We start from the raw sequence: 18,641 nt of genomic DNA on the forward strand, positions 1-18,641 counted from the left end.
GAACTCTATGCATTAGTTACTTTAGTTTCTATTTTAAGCGTTCTTAAATTAAAGAAAGCTAAATCATTTGCTTAATTAGTATAAGTATCACTTATTTAGGAATTCTCTAAAAAGCTTCTAGAATAATTAATAATAGATTTTTACTTGATTATTGCAAACTACAATTTTTTATCATGTATTTTCCTCCAAACATAACTATTGGTAAATATAGTGTGCGAATTGGTAAATATAGTATTTACAATCATCATTTTATCCAATTTATATAATTTTTACAAGATATTACAATATATTTATGGTATTTTTAGATCGACAAGGGTTGATACCAAACATCCTTAAGTTGATTGATGTTTGGTACTCCCCCATCGCTATCAAGCTATAATTATATAAATTTAATTTCACGTGAAATTTTTTTATTATTCCATTTTGAAAGTATTTAGGCTCTGTATTCTTTTGATATATACTATTATTGGTACAGTTTTTTTCTTAAAATTATTTATAAGTACAGCATTTCTAAATTAAGTTTACTAAAGAAATTTTTGAACAAAGGGATTTGATTTTGTACTGATTGACATTGTTTGCATTACATCCCTTTTATTTGTGTCAATTTTTATACTTTTACACTTTTACACTTTTACAAAAGTGTAAAAGTATCGACTTTTGCTTCGTTTTTTACTTTAAATTGAACAATTGAAAAAGAAAAAAGCATACCTGGTGGTATGCGACTTAGACAATCAAAATACTCGAATAACATAGTAGAACAAAATCATCGCTTTATAAAGAAGTGATGATTTTGTTCTATGCTAGGACTCAAATGTTTTGAAACGCTACATCCATTCTTTCTGGAGTAGAAGCCATACATATGATTAAAAAAGAACAGGTTGATTTACGGGATTAGTATGTCCAAAATCAAAAAGCATTCATTCATCAATTATTTGGACTTGCAGCATAAGAGATGATTCCATTAAGAATCTATTGGCTTTATTATCTTTTATACTATTTTTGCACCAGAACCAAATTTATTTTACACTTTCTGCTACCGATTTCTTTTCTATCTTTATAAAAAAAGATAATATAAAAATTAAACAAAATGCTATTAAAGACATGAGTGGAATAGTTACAAAGCCAAAATATTTCTCATAAACAGTTAAGCAATTACTAGTAATACCACAAAATAAACTATGCGTTTGATTAATTTGAATAACATTATGATATAAAGATATAAAAATACCAATCAAAGAAAAATATCGCAAATAATATTTTATACTATTATCATTATTAATTATTGATATCAAAATTAATAATGGAATGGGATACATAAATATTCTTTGATACCAACATAATTCACATGGAATAAACCCTTTTATTTCACTAAAATATAAACTCCCTATAGTAGCAATAAATGATACAAAGAAAGAAATATATATCATCACATTTTCACCTCTAAATATAAAAACAAACAACTATTGTTTCATAAATTTTTTTAATTCTTGTTTAGATTGGAGTCCCTCTAAACGTGCTACCTCTTCCCCGCTTTTATATTGAAGTAATGTGGGTGTTTTATCTACATTTTGTCCTTCCAAAAAGGAAAAATCAATACTTGGCTCTGATTCTATATTAAAAGCAAGAATATCTATTTTTTCCTCTCTAATAACTTCATTCATTATTGGCTTCATAGTTTGACAAGCTGTACAGCTTGTTTTATATATATACACTTTAAAATTATCCTTAGAATCTATCTTTTTCTGTAGCTCTTTCATGGTTATATTTGTATAATCTGGTGTATCTAAACTCTTTGAATTGGACACAAAAAATACTATGCAAACACTTAATATAATCACCAAAGAAGCAAAAAAAACTTTTTTTGTCATCTTGTCACCTCTAACCTCATCTTCTCATTACGTTTTTCCATTTCGATAATAGATTTTTCTACGAACACTAATTTTCTATCATATTCAGTCAAAAACTCAGGATTATGGGTAATAAAAATTAATATTACATTTAATTCTAATAGCCTATCATAAATATTTTTAAAAGTATTTAGATCCACGTTACTAAGTGATTCATCTAAAATAAGAACACTTGGTTTTTGGAGAATAGCCCTAGCCAAGCAAAGCCTTTGTTTCTGTCCTGTAGATAAATTTGACATACTTTCATTTATAACAAAATTGAATTGATTAGATAAAGAATTAATAACATCATATATTTGTGCTATTTTACAAGCTTCTATAATCTCATCCTCTGTAAAATCCTCCCCCATACTTAAGTTTTCTCTTATACTATCTTTAAAAAGAAAAGGGGTTTCATTTAAATATATAATCTCATTTCTCAACTCTGTGCTACTAACACCATTAATATCTATACCATTTATAAAAATTTGTGAGTCACTGACAGGGTACAATTTATTTAATAACCTTGAAAATGTTGTTTTTCCTGAACCGCTCTCCCCTACCAATATTATTTTTTCATTTTCATATAAGGTAACATTAATATCCTTGATAATACATTGATCATTAATATGAAAAGATAAATTTTTAATTTTTATCTCTTCTACGCTAGCTATTTTTTTTTCATTGGTTTCTTTTAATACAGGATAATTCATAATATCTAAAAATCTATCCTTTGCAACCAGGGCCTTTTGTATTTCTCCTTGTATCTCAATTAATCCACCTAAAGAGCTCATGAAAAACATCATAAGAGAATTTACAAATAAAAAATCACCTAATGTCATAGAGTCAGACATAATCTGTTTTGCTCCCACAAACAAGATGATTATAGAAAAAGTAGTTTGTACTAACTTTTTCAGTCCATTACTATTAGTAAGTGAATATGCTTCTTTCCTTGTCGAATCTAATTGTTTACTAAATACTTTATGGAATGAGTTAAGAAAGTACTCTTTTTTATTTAATGAATATACACTAGTCATATTTTTTATAAATTGAATTAGAAAAGATTGAGTATATGATCGTGCAGACATTAAATTTCTATTTCTCTTCTTCAAAATATCATAATATATAATTGTTAATGATATTAGAATTAATGATAAACAAAGTACTATAAGGAATAACATTTTATTAATCATATAAAGAACGATTCCTATTCCTAATAGAATTACCGAATTTAATATTAGTGATATAAAAGCCACATTTACTAAATTCCTAATATACGATGTATCATTAAATCTTGAAATAATATCTCCACTTTCCCTATTTTCAAAAAAGACTAACGGCAATTGGATTATCTTTTCTAAATACTGTGTTGAAATAGATTTATCTAATTTAATTGCAGCCCTATTGGTTACATAAATTCGAGCGTAATCAAATAGATTATTTAACAAATTAATACCTAAAAAAGTTAAAGTGAATTGCACTAAAAAATGATCATAATGATACGGAATAACAAAATCAGTTAAAATTTTAAAGAAATAAGAATTACCTATGGAAAGAAGAACAAATAAGGACGATAATAATAATACTGAGACTATAGTAAATTTATTACCTTTTATTAGTTCCTTAAACATTTGTTTTGAATAATTTATACTTTGGGCAAAAAATTCATCATTATTTTTTTTAGTAATTAAGAGAAGAATCCCTGTAAATTCTTTCTTGAATTCATTGATAGATATTGTACTTATCTTCTCATTTACAGGATCACTTATTATTAATTTATTTTTCTGCTTCTTATAGATAATAATATAATGCCCTTCATAATCTCCCTCTTCTCCACGATTAACTAAAGCAATACATGGCATTTTAAGGTCGTAAAAAACTTCTTCTATATAGTTTTGATCTACCTCAATGGCCTTACATGAAAATTGTTTGAAATGATTAAATAGTGATATTAGGTCTTTTAAACTATAACCATTTTTTGTAACAACTAAATCTCTAAGATAATTTATACCATATTGTAAATTATAATATTTTAGTATTGATGATACACAAGCAATTCCACAATCATATTCCTCTTGTTGTTTCGTATGTACATATTTCATACACATATCACCTTAAATTTAAATTATTTAAAAACTTATCATAATATAGTAGCTTTGATTAGATAGATTAGTATAAAATGTTGCAAGTAAAAAAATTTCATCTTTAAAGATGAAATTTTTCTACTTACAAAGGTAAAATCTAAATATTTAATTTATTAGCAGTGTCTCGTATATGCAACATAAGCTTGATAAGCATCCATACCGCCACATGCACCAAACTTCCAACAGCTGTACAATTCTTTACAGGAAAGATTTGCACTACCGTCATATGCATTGCCTTTTTGAATAATATCAATGCCTCCTTTATGTTTTTCTAACTCTTCCATTTTTAGTTCTCTCATAATTTTTTTCATTATTTTTCCTCCTTATGAATATAATTACATTTTTAAGTTTATACAAATAGTAATTTTGTGTCAATAATAAATATTCAGTAAATAATAAATATTCATAAATTATTTTATGAATTTATAAGCAATTCTTACAATCGCTGGATTTCATAGTTATTTTAATAAAATTAGTTTAGCTCCTCATTTTTTCCTGATATGAGGTTTTGTAATGTTTGAATGCTCTATTGTGCCAGCGTAAATAATATTAAACCAATAATTCCATATTTTCCAAAGTAGACCCATTATATCTGAATAGAAAAGTTAATAACCAACTACTTTTCTTTAGAAACTCTATGTGATTAGCTGTTAAATCATTAATTATTTTTGTATAACACAATACGTATTCATTTGGTTTTTACTAGTTCTCCCTAGTGTATTCCTCTATTTTAGTAGATTGTTGTTGTTCTCTATGATTCATAGAATACCTGCTTTCAAGTTAGGTAGAAGAAGCTATAATAAGATAATGATTTATTTTTACACTTTTATACAAGTATAAAAGTGTAAAAGTATAAAAGTAAATCGTGAACTTTAAATAAGATATTTATACTTCTTTCATTGCGTTGGGATTTATATAGCAATGAAAAAAGTATTGGCGGCCATTTTATATATTATTATAAATCTTTATATTATAGTAATATTATATAGGTGAGTATTTTTGAAAATTATAGAAAGGAGCGATTTTGTGAATTGGTTAAATCAATCAAACATGGAAGAAGCAATTAGATTTCATTCAGGGATTTATAAGTTCAAAATACCTTATTTAAAGCATGATTTAGTACCTAATAAGGATAATGAAGTAAAAGTATATTATTGTGATGTAGAAATGCACGTGGGTAGAGAGGATGATCTACAAGAAGGTTTACTTGCGACAGTTGTCATGACTGGTGTAGACGCAATCACGAATGATATAGAACATATTGCGACTTCTATTTATCATACAATGTTCCAAAATGTTTTTTATACGCATTTAATGAAACAAAATCAATTAGTAAATAAAATTAAATGGGTAGAAAAGTATGAACCAGGCATTTTATCGGTATATCCTAGAGGACATTGGGTAGATGTTAAGTTGCAATGGAATGAAAAACAAAAGTCATATAGTAAGCCATCTTGTTACGATTCACCAGAAGAATCCTGGTACGTAAATAGTATCCAATAAGTAGAGAGGCAAGGGGTATTTTAATTTTATAATGGCTCTGATACTATTTTTGTTTGTTATAAGGTAGAGAAGGTTTCTTTTTATTCCTCTATTAAATTTTACTTAAAATAGAAAATTTAATAGCAAATGGTAAACATAAATAAATAATTGTATATTGTGAGGCGATCGAGTTGCTATCCATTCTCTTATTCAAGGGAGAAAGGATGTGACTTTACATGGATTTTTTACAGCTTATGCAAATAAGCTAGTCAAAAAAATCGGCAGTAATAAACAGAAAAGCCCTCCTAAAAATGCATGCAACCGACCACCTTGCGGTAGCAGTTACTTGGACAGGATGTTGACGCATTCTGTCTTTATTAGTGTATACATACTGCTTAAAAATATAAAAACTGTTAATTCATTTGTTTTGAATTCCAGTAATTAAGGATGATATTTTACTAATTTTTATAAAGATGAATTATAAGAGGCTTATACTTTTATTTGTAGGTGTCTAACACCTTTAGATACAGTCCCATTAGGTAAATCTAAAAGGACTCTTATAAACGAATATGAGAAGCCCTTTTTTAAAGTATTTTCTGGTTTAATATTTTTATTGGCATTGGAAGGTTTATTTTTTTAGTAGTTATATAATAATTAATAATATATAGAAAGTGAGATCATAATGAATTGCAAGAAGGATAGTTTTACTGACTATGAAGAGGAACATGAAAATGGATGGCACTTACTTGTATGGAATAAAGAAACTAAGGAAATTGCGGAACGTTTTAAATATATAATGATAAATAAAATTAAAATGGAGAATATCACTACAACAGCCTTGAAATATTTGAAAGAGGAAGGTTTTCTTCAAAATGTTGATCCCAAAAATATATTGAAATATGAGATAACCCTTCTCTATTATCATAATAAGAAGCTCGAAAGTCGTTATATTATGAAATATAACGACAAAATAAGTGCTATAGATGGTTTTTATAATGGCTGGGAATATACAGTGAAAAATAAAAATGGAAAGTTTGAAACTTTTGATAAAAATTACAATTACCTGAAAGCATATAAGCTTCCGATTATAATATTTATCATTCAATTGTTATGTATAATAAGTACACATAATTCTCCAAATAATGATCTGCTTAATCGAATAGTGGCGTTTTTAATGTACTATTCAGCATTAGTATATTCTACTTTCACTATATTAGTAAAAGATTTAATTAAGCCGCATTATTTGAAAGATAACCTAACCCGAATTATATGGTCAATTCTTATTTTTGAAATACCTATTATCACAGGTTTACTCACAACAGCAGCGAAAGTAAATCTGATTATAGGGAAAGGTGAAACTTTCGATTGGCTTTTCTGGGGTAGTGTAGCATTAATATTAGTGAAAATTGTATTCACAATTGGCTTAGAAATAGAAAAAAAGCATAAATAACTAGAGGATTCCTTTAGTGAGAAGAGATTTATCTAATAAAAGAATTTTCTTTTGGAGTTAAAGTCACTACAAAAAACATATCATTGTCTAAAGAACAATTCAATTATAAATGGTTATGCTTTGAGGAAGCAGTAACGCTTTTGAAATGGGATAGTGAAAAAACAGCATTGTGGAAATTAAACAAAAGACTATTAAAATAATTAAAGCATTAGCTAACAAAAATAGTAGTAGAACAAGAATTGAACAATTAAAAAAGCCTTGCTACACTTCATATGTAGCAAGGCTTTTATTTTTCTTAGCATTGATTGTCAAATTCATACTTATGAAATTTATGAAAGAATCGATTGCTGGCAGACTAGCATATCTATCTTGTTTATTTTTTATGTACTACGTGTTTAAATTTGTTACAGAGTAGAAAGGCATCTTAGGGTGTCTTTTCTTTATGGAAAGTATTAAAAAAAAAGACACCTAAAAGAGTGTCTTTCTTTTTAATACACATACTATTGAATCCAACCCTCATACTTGGCGATATATGTCCCACCATATTCATGTGTCCATTTGATTTCTTTTAAATACCAATACACTGTCCCGCCACAAGCTTGTTCAGTAAAAGTATTAGCAAAAATCTTGTTAGGATTTTTCACTTCTCTTACATACTTACCATTTTCTTTTGGATAGCATCCTGCTAATTGTTTTACAGAACTTGGTGTATTAGATCCATTTTCTGTACTTGCTGAAGCGGCCCCGATCCCCCCTGTTAATGCGATGCCAGCTGCTAATGCTCCAACTACTAATTTCTTGAACATAATAAATCCCCCTTTAATAGTTTTTTATAACTTGCACCTTAAATGTATCACTTTTCTTATTTTTGTAAATATTTTGAATTTGTAGAAATATTTATTTAAATATTGACAATATTTGGATTTAATTTTATCAAATGGAAAATAGAGGGATTTATTATAATATGTAATAATGCATGTTCATTCAGAAAAAAAACGTGATAAAATCTAAGCACCTGTTCTATTTTTTTCAGTTATCTTAGAAACCTTACTTCTTATTTACCCACATGGGAGGCGCTTTATGGCGCCTTTTTTTTATTTTCAAAAGGCCATGCTCATTTAATCCATAAAAACATAAAGTAATTTGAATCCATTAAGATACATGAGTGACTCCTTATTTTTCTCCTACTATTTAAAGGAGGAATTATTATGGGCTTTGGTGGTAGCTGCGGTGGCAGCTGTGGCTTTGCAGGAGGATTTGCTTTATTAGTTGTATTATTTATCTTATTAATAATTGTCGGAGCTTCTTGCTTCTGCTAAAAAAACTATTGGAAAAGGCACCCTTATCTGGGCGCCTTTTCTTTATGTATATTATTTATAATCCGATTCATCGGTTTTATTATAAATACATTTGGCTTCCCCAAAAAGGCCACCAGTGTCCCATTCTCCACCATAATGAGCACATCCTAAAGGATCGCCATCGTCTCTCGAAGGTGGTTTATTGTCAATATCATTAATCATATTAATAAAAAATATACTTGCAATTCCAAATACCACAACAAAAGGGATGAGAAAGGATTTAGAAAGCTCTTTTAAATCCTCTTTTGCCTGTCTCTTTTCTTCTCCAGTTGAAAAGAGATAAGCAAATAAAGCTAAAATGAATGCAAAAAAACCAAAAACTATTTCAATTAATCCACTGATTAAATCTATCATTACTTATGTATCTCCCTACTATATGTGCGTTATTAATTAACCAATAATTGCCTTATACATTATATCAGCTAGGGTACATGGAAGTATAACAAATTATTTTTATAATTTAATGTATTAATCGAAACGGCATTAATACAGGATAGTCCAAGTCGGAGGCAGGCACCTTTGGGAGTCTTTTTTATTAATTTTATTTAATTTAATATATTAATATTAAATTAAAAATTTGTTATAATTAGTAAAGAATTCTATTAATTAGATGGAGAGGATACAATATTATGGGTTATAAGTTTCGTAGAATTATCCCAGTTTCCCCGGGGGTGAAAATTAACTTTACATACACAGGTACGGGAGGGAACTCCATTCCACCTGAATCAAGAACAACAACTTATATACCTGGAACTGGAATCTCGTATACACCACAAATAGCTGAGTCAAACAACTATTATATACAACGAGGGTTTAAAGGGCAAAACACTTCCTATCCTACTATGAATGAACAAGATTACAATACGGTAAGAACATTTGAGCCGGTAAGAGAAACCAAAACTTACCTTGTTACTGCTTTTCGTAAGAAGGATAATCAAGTAAACTCCGTGGGTAGAAAACTAATGAAACCACTTTCCATAATTGCAGGCGTTTTTGCAGGTCTATTCTTACTTATGATGCTTGTTATACCTGCTCTATTCCTGGCAGCCATGTCTTTTCTATGCTATAAAAATATAAAAACACCATTTGCAGTTGTATGCCCAGAATGTGATGCTGAGAATTTATTCATTTTTGAGGAAGAGAAGATTGCTTGTCGTAAATGTGAGAGCACTCTTATAATCCAAAAATAAAAGGTTCTCAAATACACTTCCTAAAAATGAATTTTGGTATTGAATTCCAAGATGGCCCTTGAAGCTCATAATTATTTCCATACCTCCTTGAAGGCTCCAGCTCTCTTTTTTATTTCCATTCGACAATATATGACAATATATAGATGAATAATTTGTTATTATATTTACGGATTTATTTACATTAGGAGGAATGAACAATTATGTTTAAAAGATTAGCAGTATTACTTATTGGGGCTCTATTATTATTTGGTTTATCCGCTTGTGACAGCGTTAAATCAATGACAAGTAATGTCACGGTTGGTAAGGTAATTGAAGAATTTAAAGCTGCAGGATTAGAAGCTGACAATCCTAGTGACCTACCAGAAAAAGAATTTGGAAATACTAGAAAAGAAGCAAAGCGCATTCTTGTTCCAGCATTAGGTGAAGATAGTGGTGGTAGAATATTTGAGTTTAAAAACAAAGAAGATCTTGAAAAAGCTAAGAAATACTATGATGATTTAGGTAATGGTAATCAAATGCTATTCTCTCATACTTACGCAAAAGGTAACTTCCTTATACAAATGAATGGTGATATGGAAGATGCCCAATTTAACAAATATAAAGAAGTTATGGACAAAGTAATTAAGTAAGTTAAAGAATCCGCTTTCATTTGTATAAAAACATGTTAGAATTATCTTTGGATTGGCGTCCAATACATATTATTAAAATTAAAGTGGTTCATGTCGGAGGAAGGCACCTTAGGGTGTCTTTTCTTTTATACATCAATAAATATTCTTTCTATTCTGTTTTTGTGTAATTAATGGTATATTTTGTATATAAATATTAAGGGGGAATAGACATGCAGTTACAAAATATCGCTCCAGAACTAAAAGAATTTCTTTACCAACAAATTCATGTACATAAAGTCGGGTCAATCGATACTCTACTTGTAGAAGGTTATATGTTTGATGAACAAGAGATACGACAAGCGCTAGATATATTTATGAGAAATGAACTTATAATACCTACAGCATCTACAATACAAATAGGACATAAAAAAGTAGATTTTATGCGAAATGATGAAAAATTTATGGTTTTAAAAGAAAATGATCAGTTATAAAAAAACGGTAAATAAACATAGTTAAAGTCGAAAAGACACCCATATTAGGGTGTCTTTTCTTTATTTTTGAAAGGACCTGCTCAATTAATGCCTAAAAACATAAGGTATATTAAATCCGTTAAAAACATGCATACACCCTTGTTTTTTCCTCTTATTAAAGGAGATTCTATTATTATGGGCTATGGTGGTAGTTGCGGCGAAGGCTGGGGTTTTTCTGGAGGTTTTGCTTTACTCGTTGTACTCTTTATACTGTTAATCATTATCGGATGCAGTTGCTTCTGCTAAAAAACTATCGGAAAAGACACTCTAATATGGGTGTCTTTTCTTTTTCTCAATATAAGAGTTATAAATGCATGCTATAATTTTAATAGAAATTCCTTTTTGTGCATTGAGATAGAAATACCCAACTAACAACCCACTATTACGGAAATTCAGTGGGCTTTTCTTTTGTTTTTCTATTTGTTATAATTTCCTTAAAGGTATTTCAATGTTTCTGTACGTATATAATAAAAGAAGAGATGCGTCAACATCTCTCCAAGTAACTGCTACCGCAAGGTGAGTGGTTGCAACTAAATACTACTTTTTAGATTTAGAAGACCGCCCACGCTTTGCCGGCTTACGGGTGGTCTTCTTCTGTTTTTTAGAAGTAATCTTCTTAACTACGAAAACCACAAGTTCTCGTACAATCGTCTTAATTACCTCTAATACTATTTGAAGAAATAGATCCATTGGCTACACCTCCTTTCCCCATCAAATGAGAAAAGGGCAGTCGTAACCTCCCACCCCACAATATACAGTTGTTCTTATTCTATCATACTTGTATTAACTCACCAATATAAAATAACCCACCTATTTCCGTAGGTGAGTTCCATGTGATTTTGCACTTGTGCTCAATTGATTATAACAGAAACTCCTGATCATCGTTATATCTCTACACCAAAAATTTCACGTACTATATCTGATTAGTAAAACCAATTCTGGTAATAAGACCAATTCTACCATACCTCTCCCCTATCCTCTAACCAAGTAAGTAGTAAATCCCTTATTTATTCCTCTATCTTAGTAAGTCATTCCCCCCAGGAGTTAAACAATCTCAAGTTTTTTATCTTTTCTTCGTAATTAAGATTGACTGAAGGTCTTAAGGGTTTTTATCATGTGGGAACGATTAAGGAATACGGCTGGAAGGCAGATTTATCCCCTACTTTGAAAGATCACAAAAAAAGTAATCAATCAAAATAGATGGATAAGCGTCTTTGTTTTCGCCATGCGGTCACTTATAAGGTATCCGTATGTATAGACCCTGTTCACTTAGCGATTTTCACCGCATACATCCTTTTACTATGGCTTGTCCTTGTAATATCGTCCCTACACGACAAACTGAATGTACTCCCTAGCACCGTAATGCTAACGATAACCACCCGAACCTTTTAGAGAATCGTCCCTGGGCAAGTTCTCGCCCTCCCTCACCAGAAGAACAGGATTCCAATGAGGGGTGCTGTTTTTGTAGGCGTATACTCTGTACCCCCTGCACGACCAACAGCCAGCCACGCCGTAACACGTTCCCGCTAAATAGATGTATGCAGCACGGAATTACGGCTTATCAGTTTTTATTTACGTGGTATCAGGCAATTCCACGCGAACAAAAAACAAAAAGGCATCTCCAAATTCCTAAATGACCTGTAGATCCACAAGACTTCTAGGTTTAGAGATGCCCGCTATATATCTTTTGGAATACAAAATAATCAAAACTAGTATTTACTAGTTGATATTTATCCAAACAATAGATAAAATGGGTATATCAAAGAAGCCTCGTGAAAAGGCATAGTTGTTTAAGGTTAGTGGTGGTACACTACTTAAACGTAAATACTGTGGGTTAATACAGTTCGTTTCTAGCCAAGTGGTGGTACACTAGCTAGATAAGTCATTCCCGCTAAAGGTTGGTAGCCGTTAGCATATGGGAGTGGCTTTTTGTTTTGTGTTCATATTCAATTGTCTTTAATTTATCTCGTTCCATCTTCATGATCTTCGTTTATGTAAAATATCAAATTCTGTTTTGTTTTGTAGAATGGTGCTTGTTGTTTATTACGTTACAACAAGCTTTTTTGTTTGTAAACAGTGAAATGACAACTCAAAACTACGCATAAGTGTAAATGTACACCTACGAAAAAGTGTAAATGTATACTTTTCTACCAAACTTTTAAATTTGGTATACTTTTTCTAATCTACGCATAAGTAGAAAAGTATACTTATAACCTCATATTTATAATTGATGCCTTCTTAAAAATTGCAATTAACCCTTTATTAACGGTATGTAGATAATCATTATCTAAACTACGCATAAGTGTAAATGTATACTTTTACAACTTCGAAATTACCTATTCTATAAACTACGTATAAGTAGAAAAGTAGAAAAGTACACTAAAAAATCTTACGCTTTAGTATACTTTTCTACTCTTTCGATAAATTTGTTAAAAAAATATAAACTTTTCTTCGGTATACTGTTGCGAATATTGTATGTAAATGTTACATTTTACTCAAAGGTATACTTATTCGGAGTTTTATGGAGGGATGTCGAAAATGACTAGACAAGCAACTACATACGTAATCGGTAACTTTAAAGGCGGAGTTGGAAAAACTAAAACAGCTACAATGTTGGCTTATGAAGCAGCTACTGTATTTAATGAGAAGTGTCTATTAGTGGATATGGATCCTCAGGGTAATGCTACAAGAGTCCTTGCTAAAACAGGTGACATTGAACAAATAGACAAGTCTATTACAGATGCATTTTTAAATCAAAATTTAGAGAATGAGATTATCCCAGTTATCGAGAATTTGGATATCGTTCCATCTAATACTTCATTTAGAAAACTTTCAAAAATCCTCTTTGATATGTTCCCAGAGGATGAACTTGCACAAATTACATATTTAAAGAAGTTACTAGAACCATTAAAAGATAAATATGATCGTATCTACATTGATGTACCACCAACAATCAGTGACTACTCAGATAATGCTATGATAGCAGCTGATTACTGTATCATCGTTTTACAGACACAAGAGTTATCTTTAGAAGGTGCTCAAACATACATCGCTTATATGCAGTTCTTAGCAGAAACATATGATGCAGACCTACAAGTTTTAGGCATTATCCCAATGATGTTACATCAAGGAAAACGAGTGGATAATAAAGTACTACAACAAGCTCAAGAAATGTATGGCGGAAACGTTCTAAATACAATCGTGAGATATCAAGAGCGCCTAAAAGTGTACGATATTGAAGGGATTCATAAAAACGTAAACGTTAGCGGTAATATTGATATGTGGGATGAAAAGGCACATCAACTATTCATCGATGTTCTTAGCGAACTTAATGAACATGAAAATTATTTTGCGACTATTAACGCTTAAGGAGGAAGTTCAGAATGTCTAAAGCACCATTTCAGCCTATAGTCACAAAACCTGGAAACACTTTAAATGACAAAGGTGTACAGATAAAAGGAACTAACGATTTTGGTCGTAATAGTGAGCCTGTTAAAAAACAAGTTATTAAGCCTATTATCAATAAAGGAAAAGTAACAGCTCCTGAGAAGCCTGATCAACGTTTAGTTCCATCTAAAACGGCTAAAATTTCACCAGCTGTTTTATTAAAGCTAAATACACTTAAACCATTTATTAAAGAACAAGAAAGCATGGATAAGGCATCGATTAACAGTATTATCGATATGCTTCTTGAAAGCTATGTAAATACTAAGCTAACAACACGACAATCTGAAGGTTATAAAGGGATGTACAAACACCTTTATGAGATGTTGGAAAAGAAATAAACAACAAATACAATTTTCCTAGTCTACAGAATGATTCTTAGCATTTTCAATCCTAATATTAATGGAGATGAATTTCATGGGAGTAATTACGAAAAACGGCGATAATATAATCGATTTCGATTTATTTACAGAAAAGTATGGTTGTATAAAAGTTGAATTTAAGCAAAAAGAAGGAGAAAGGTACTACTTATATGCTTTTCGTAATGATTTATCTGAGTGGAATTTTGATAAAGGTGAATTAATTTTAGTTACCCACAATGAAGATAAAGTTAAAGAGATTGCCTCAAAAGTGTTAACTTTATATGCAGGTGAGGTATTTTGTAAAGAATGCTTTAGAAAAAAAGACATAAAAAAATTATCTAATAAAGATGGTACCAAATACTGGTGCCATTATATTTGGAACAAAACACCACTTCATACTAAAAAATTACTACAAGATGAAATTTTATACTCAATAGATAATATGGATTGGTCCATGGTAAGGAATATAACCACTGACAAATCTCTTGTTTTCTTTGGAATATGTTCAGATTCTTGTATGACCCGTGAAGAATATGATAAAAATGATGTGATTCAAGAACAGATAAAGTTAATTGACGATATCTGGGAAGAACTAATAACAGAGGAAATAATGAATGGTCCTGAAAGTTTATTAGAAGATATATTGTGTGATCATATATTCATTATTGAAGAAGGCATGCGCTTTATAGAAAGGCAACTTAGAGTAGAAAATGGCATTATCGATATAATAGCAAGCGATAAAAATGGAACTAAGTGTATTATTGAATTGAAGGCGGTTGAAGATGATAAAAGTTTAGTGTGGCAATCCGCTTATTATCCATCTTGCTTTAATGAAGACGTTCGTATGATTACAATAGCTCCTAATTATTCAAATAGAATATATAACGCTCTTAAAAATATAAACAATGTTGAAATGAAAGTTTTCGACAAAGGTCCAAACGGAAAGTTTCATATAAAAGATTTTGATACGGGAGAGTCTGTTCTGGAAATAACAGAGGAATCGCCAATTATCGTGTGAATGATTAATCCCTACATATGTAGGGATTTTTATACATTTACTCTTAAGTAGAAAAGTAGAAATGTACACTTTTCTACTTTTGCGTAGTTTATTACAAAGCCTCACCAGAATTTCCACCACGGCTTTTTCCCTCTTAAATCAGATAAAAATACAATAAAAGAGACGTTAAAGGCTTAATCCTTTAACGTCTCTTTTATTTATCCTCTATGGTAACCATTCGAAAAATAGACATATATCATCCCAAAAGGCGCAATAAATGGACTAAATAGAAACAGTGTTAACACCTTAATAAATTTCCATATTAGCATAATAGGTAATGGTAAAATAATGAAATTACCACTCATTATTGTATTAATAAGATCATCCCATACAATCGTTGCAAATGGGAATAACACACATGCTATTAAAACATATGTTATAGCACCAAATGATGCAGCACTTGTGCTACTCTCCGTTGATTTCATATAAACAAAAAATGTAGTCAAGACAATTGAAATAATATATGATTTCACAAGATATTGAGTATTTACGCCAAGAAACATTTTTTTAAAGAAATCTAAAAACTTATTCATTAAACTTCCTCCTTTCATTTAAAATCAAATATATAACTATTCTGTATTAATATACAAACTTATATATATAAAGGTTTTTATATATAATTTTAATTAATATTACTTTTATAGAAAATATTAGTAAGTAAAAAAATACGTTCTTCTACCTACTAATATTTAGCAATTCAATTACCAGAACTTCCACCATGGCTTCTTCTTCTCTTTCGCTGCAGCAACCTCATCCCGAAATTCCTGCATCATTTTCTTCGTTTCCTGCATCCCACGTAGTGTTTTCATCAACGTCTTGTCTCGCGCCTCCAATCGTTTTTCCACTCGTTCATTATGTGATTCTATACTCGCTTTGATTTCCTCGTTACTTTGCTTCGCCTACCTACTTAATCGCTTCTCCATTGCTAACATACTCTGATTCATTTCTTGCGCCATAACGCTGTACTATTGCTACAATTGTTCTTAAAAGTGGAATGGGATATAAGTGACAATATTTTTTTGCTTATTCTCCTTTTCAAAGAGATGAACAAAAACACCATATAGTTGAAACGAACTACTTGAGAAAAATTCCCATAATAAACATTTAAATTTAAATTTAAATATCTATATGTTGATATTAAACGGAATGTGTACAGTGTTCTGTGTGAACACATTATTTTACGGATAAGGGGATTTAATTATGAACTTTAAACAACTAATCTTGGCAGGGACAGTTATCGCATCAACAACGCTAACCCCTCTAACAAATGTGCAAGCAGCAGAAACGGTAGGATTTAAAGATGTTCCTGTAGATCACTGGTCTTATAAAGTAATTATGGATTTAAAAGAGAAAAATATTGTAGCTGGTTATGGAAATGGAATATTTGGTTTTGGTGATAATATTACACGAGGACAAGTAGCTAGACTGATATATAACTACTTGAAGCCAGCAGATGAACCTAATGCACCAAATCCTTTCAGTGATATCCAAGGACATATGTTTGAAAAGGAAATTTTAAGTCTTAGTAAGGCAGGTATTATAAACGGATTTGGCGATGGGAAATTTGGTCCAGATGATTTTTTAACACGTGAACAATTGGCTTCTGTATTAACAAAGGCTTTTAATTTCAAAGCGACATCTACTACTACTTTCAAAGATGTAGATAAAAATTACTGGGCAACAAATGCTATCAGTGCATTACAAGAAAATAAAATCACTATTGGCACGGGCGATAATATGTTTGAACCTAAAAATATTGTAACTCGTGAACAGTATACACAATTCTTATACAATGCAATTATTAAGTCAGAAAAACCAGAAAAAGAGCCTGAATCTAAGCCTACTGTTATACCGCAAGATTTAGCCGATGAGTATATTACTTATCACGAGGGTTGGATGGATAGTTCATCTGTACTAAAAAAATCTATATCTAAGGAAGCACAAAATCTTGTTACTGAAATCAATGCAAAATATAACGCGGATTTAAAGTATATACAGGTAGGGGCTCCACATTCAGAGATAGTTTTATTCTCTCCTGTATCAGAGGGGATTCCTGGATTTGATGGGAATTTTTATGTAAATGGTGATAATGAAAATAACTTTACTGTTAATTTTGTAATTGATAGAGCTAAAGATAAGAAGGCATTAATAGAGTTAGGCAAAAAGTGGATCACTATGATAAATCCAAACTTAGATTTGAGTACAGAGATTGATAAAATAATAGCTTCTAATACAAGCACAGATACATATCATATAAATAAAAATAATCTTAAAATAGATATAAGTTTAGAGAAGCAAAATCGTAGTAGCGATCTAATGCTTATTGAAATCCACAATTAAAAAAAGAGGAGTGAAATCTCACTCCTCTTTTACCTATGCGTAGTTTGTTACATATTCTTACCAGATCTTCCACCACGGCTTTTTCTTCTCCTTCGCAGCAGCAACGTCATCCCGAAATTCCTGCATCTCACGTAATGTTTTTCATAAGCATCTCATCCCGTACTTCCAATGGTTTCTCCACTAACTCATTTACACAATTATCGATATAGGAAATAGTTTTAAGCATCCGGTAACACAAATTCCATTTGGCGACTCTGTGTTTTAAATCCAAGTTTTTCATAGAATTGTATAGCCTTCTTGTTAAATTCTAAAACATTTAATTCTACACTTGTTGCTTGTATTTCTTTAGCATACTCAAATGCTTTTTGTACTAATATTTTTCCTATTCCTGTTCCTTGACATATTTCGCTTACACCAATATTGCGGATAAAGAGTACTTTTCGCTCAACTAACTTTGGATTTTCAGATGGTTCTTTAATATCTAAGATTATGTAAGCAAGAATCTCTTTATTATTGTCCTCTACTACAAATATCTCTATGGTTTTATCAGTAAGCCACTCTTCGTATGCATTGTGATCCAAAGAAGCTGAAGTATCAGAGTAAATATCTGGCCTTCCCTCTATATGCAACTGTTGAACTTGCTTGCTTATATTTGATATATCCCAAAAATCTTCTGGAGCAGCTAGTCTTACTGTGAAAGGCAAAACTTCATTAGACATAAGTACATTCCCCCTAATGTTTTATTTAAAGTGGGTTTAACAAAGCTCATCATTATCGGTAGCAAGGACAA

General features: G+C 30.5%; 19 protein-coding genes and 4 pseudogenes. 13 read left to right on the forward strand and 10 right to left on the reverse strand.

Translation table 11 applies throughout. The features are described from left to right. Nucleotides 1–686: 686 nt before the first annotated feature. Nucleotides 687–949, forward strand: a pseudogene (locus ACTFSL_RS24790) (DDE-type integrase/transposase/recombinase); the annotation flags it as partial. A gap of 67 nt (nucleotides 950–1,016) precedes the next feature. Here the strand turns inward: ACTFSL_RS24790 and ACTFSL_RS24795 are convergent. From ACTFSL_RS24795 to ACTFSL_RS24810, 4 genes are all read right to left on the reverse strand, one after another. Continuing rightward, nucleotides 1,017–1,427: a disulfide oxidoreductase gene (locus ACTFSL_RS24795; RefSeq protein WP_243821248.1), complete on the reverse strand. Its 411-nt coding sequence runs from the start codon at nucleotides 1,425–1,427 to the stop codon at nucleotides 1,017–1,019. Between the two features lie 33 nt (nucleotides 1,428–1,460). Further along, a complete protein-coding gene (locus tag ACTFSL_RS24800; protein WP_243821247.1) occupies nucleotides 1,461–1,868 on the reverse strand; it encodes a thioredoxin family protein in 408 nt (135 codons plus the stop codon). Beyond that, nucleotides 1,865–3,988 (reverse strand): peptidase domain-containing ABC transporter, encoded by a 2,124-nt coding sequence (locus tag ACTFSL_RS24805; RefSeq protein WP_243821246.1) that lies wholly within the window; start codon nucleotides 3,986–3,988, stop codon nucleotides 1,865–1,867. Before ACTFSL_RS24805 ends, ACTFSL_RS24800 begins: the two co-directional genes overlap by 4 nt. Nucleotides 3,989–4,143: 155 nt before the next feature. After that, a complete protein-coding gene (locus tag ACTFSL_RS24810; RefSeq protein WP_243821245.1) occupies nucleotides 4,144–4,341 on the reverse strand; it encodes a hypothetical protein in 198 nt (65 codons plus the stop codon). 715 nt (nucleotides 4,342–5,056) lie between these two features. Here ACTFSL_RS24810 and ACTFSL_RS24815 point away from each other — a divergent pair. The 3 genes and pseudogenes from ACTFSL_RS24815 to ACTFSL_RS24825 all read left to right on the forward strand — a co-directional run. Next, nucleotides 5,057–5,533 (forward strand): hypothetical protein, encoded by a 477-nt coding sequence (locus ACTFSL_RS24815; RefSeq protein WP_243821244.1) that lies wholly within the window; start codon nucleotides 5,057–5,059, stop codon nucleotides 5,531–5,533. Between the two features lie 661 nt (nucleotides 5,534–6,194). Then, nucleotides 6,195–6,962 carry a hypothetical protein gene (locus ACTFSL_RS24820; RefSeq protein ID WP_063539100.1) on the forward strand — a complete coding sequence of 256 codons (768 nt, stop codon included), beginning with the start codon at nucleotides 6,195–6,197 and terminating at the stop codon, nucleotides 6,960–6,962. A gap of 20 nt (nucleotides 6,963–6,982) precedes the next feature. After that, nucleotides 6,983–7,162, forward strand: a pseudogene (locus tag ACTFSL_RS24825) (NUDIX pyrophosphatase); the annotation flags it as partial. A 300-nt stretch (nucleotides 7,163–7,462) separates the two neighbouring features. On the opposite strand, the gene ACTFSL_RS24830 reads toward ACTFSL_RS24825, so the two are convergent. After that, nucleotides 7,463–7,768 carry an LCI fold-containing protein gene (locus ACTFSL_RS24830; RefSeq protein ID WP_243821243.1) on the reverse strand — a complete coding sequence of 102 codons (306 nt, stop codon included), beginning with the start codon at nucleotides 7,766–7,768 and terminating at the stop codon, nucleotides 7,463–7,465. Nucleotides 7,769–8,170: 402 nt separating this feature from the next. Here ACTFSL_RS24830 and ACTFSL_RS24835 point away from each other — a divergent pair, with 402 nt between their 5' ends. Beyond that, nucleotides 8,171–8,281, forward strand: coding sequence for a YjcZ family sporulation protein (locus ACTFSL_RS24835; RefSeq protein WP_098346325.1), 111 nt, complete (start codon nucleotides 8,171–8,173; stop codon nucleotides 8,279–8,281). A 51-nt stretch (nucleotides 8,282–8,332) separates the two neighbouring features. On the opposite strand, the gene ACTFSL_RS24840 is transcribed toward ACTFSL_RS24835, so the two are convergent. Next, the gene (locus ACTFSL_RS24840) at nucleotides 8,333–8,674 is read right to left on the reverse strand and encodes a hypothetical protein (RefSeq protein ID WP_063539094.1); all 342 of its coding nucleotides are present in this window, start codon (nucleotides 8,672–8,674) and stop codon (nucleotides 8,333–8,335) included. A 275-nt stretch (nucleotides 8,675–8,949) separates the two neighbouring features. Between ACTFSL_RS24840 and ACTFSL_RS24845 the strand changes: the two genes are divergently transcribed. The 7 genes from ACTFSL_RS24845 to ACTFSL_RS24875 all read left to right on the forward strand — a co-directional run bounded on the left by ACTFSL_RS24845 (nucleotide 8,950) and on the right by ACTFSL_RS24875 (nucleotide 15,472). Next, nucleotides 8,950–9,510 carry a DUF4236 domain-containing protein gene (locus ACTFSL_RS24845; RefSeq protein ID WP_243821242.1) on the forward strand — a complete coding sequence of 187 codons (561 nt, stop codon included), beginning with the start codon at nucleotides 8,950–8,952 and terminating at the stop codon, nucleotides 9,508–9,510. A gap of 200 nt (nucleotides 9,511–9,710) precedes the next feature. Continuing rightward, entirely contained in the window at nucleotides 9,711–10,139 is a 429-nt protein-coding gene (locus ACTFSL_RS24850) for a hypothetical protein (protein WP_000476458.1), read from the forward strand. A 209-nt stretch (nucleotides 10,140–10,348) separates the two neighbouring features. Next, complete coding sequence (locus ACTFSL_RS24855; protein ID WP_243821241.1) at nucleotides 10,349–10,609, forward strand: hypothetical protein; 261 nt, start codon at nucleotides 10,349–10,351, stop codon at nucleotides 10,607–10,609. A 174-nt stretch (nucleotides 10,610–10,783) separates the two neighbouring features. Beyond that, nucleotides 10,784–10,894, forward strand: a complete 111-nt coding sequence (locus ACTFSL_RS24860; RefSeq protein WP_440042566.1) for a YjcZ family sporulation protein — start codon at nucleotides 10,784–10,786, stop codon at nucleotides 10,892–10,894. A 2,292-nt stretch (nucleotides 10,895–13,186) separates the two neighbouring features. Further along, on the forward strand, nucleotides 13,187–14,017 hold the full coding sequence (locus ACTFSL_RS24865) for a ParA family protein (protein ID WP_000198084.1): 831 nt from the start codon (nucleotides 13,187–13,189) through the stop codon (nucleotides 14,015–14,017). A 14-nt stretch (nucleotides 14,018–14,031) separates the two neighbouring features. Beyond that, nucleotides 14,032–14,433 carry a hypothetical protein gene (locus tag ACTFSL_RS24870; protein ID WP_000030444.1) on the forward strand — a complete coding sequence of 134 codons (402 nt, stop codon included), beginning with the start codon at nucleotides 14,032–14,034 and terminating at the stop codon, nucleotides 14,431–14,433. Nucleotides 14,434–14,509: 76 nt separating this feature from the next. Continuing rightward, complete coding sequence (locus tag ACTFSL_RS24875) at nucleotides 14,510–15,472, forward strand: endonuclease NucS domain-containing protein (RefSeq protein ID WP_243821239.1); 963 nt, start codon at nucleotides 14,510–14,512, stop codon at nucleotides 15,470–15,472. A gap of 197 nt (nucleotides 15,473–15,669) precedes the next feature. Here ACTFSL_RS24875 and ACTFSL_RS24880 read toward each other — a convergent pair whose 3' ends face one another. Together ACTFSL_RS24880 and ACTFSL_RS24885 are read right to left on the reverse strand one after the other, a co-directional pair. Beyond that, nucleotides 15,670–16,044: a hypothetical protein gene (locus tag ACTFSL_RS24880; RefSeq protein WP_243821238.1), complete on the reverse strand. Its 375-nt coding sequence runs from the start codon at nucleotides 16,042–16,044 to the stop codon at nucleotides 15,670–15,672. Between the two features lie 168 nt (nucleotides 16,045–16,212). Continuing rightward, a pseudogene (locus ACTFSL_RS24885) lies at nucleotides 16,213–16,476 on the reverse strand (DUF3967 domain-containing protein); the annotation flags it as partial. A 235-nt stretch (nucleotides 16,477–16,711) separates the two neighbouring features. Here ACTFSL_RS24885 and ACTFSL_RS24890 point away from each other — a divergent pair. Further along, nucleotides 16,712–17,851, forward strand: coding sequence for an S-layer homology domain-containing protein (locus ACTFSL_RS24890; RefSeq protein WP_243821237.1), 1,140 nt, complete (start codon nucleotides 16,712–16,714; stop codon nucleotides 17,849–17,851). 57 nt (nucleotides 17,852–17,908) lie between these two features. On the opposite strand, the pseudogene ACTFSL_RS24895 reads toward ACTFSL_RS24890, so the two are convergent. Both ACTFSL_RS24895 and ACTFSL_RS24900 read right to left on the reverse strand, forming a co-directional pair. Continuing rightward, a pseudogene (locus tag ACTFSL_RS24895) lies at nucleotides 17,909–18,041 on the reverse strand (DUF3967 domain-containing protein); the annotation flags it as partial. A gap of 28 nt (nucleotides 18,042–18,069) precedes the next feature. After that, nucleotides 18,070–18,570 carry a GNAT family N-acetyltransferase gene (locus tag ACTFSL_RS24900; RefSeq protein ID WP_063539084.1) on the reverse strand — a complete coding sequence of 167 codons (501 nt, stop codon included), beginning with the start codon at nucleotides 18,568–18,570 and terminating at the stop codon, nucleotides 18,070–18,072. Nucleotides 18,571–18,641 lie beyond the last annotated feature (71 nt).

The organism is Bacillus cereus group sp. MYBK108-1 (assembly GCF_051917185.1).
Classification (GTDB): Bacteria; Bacillota; Bacilli; order Bacillales; family Bacillaceae_G; genus Bacillus_A; species Bacillus_A cereus.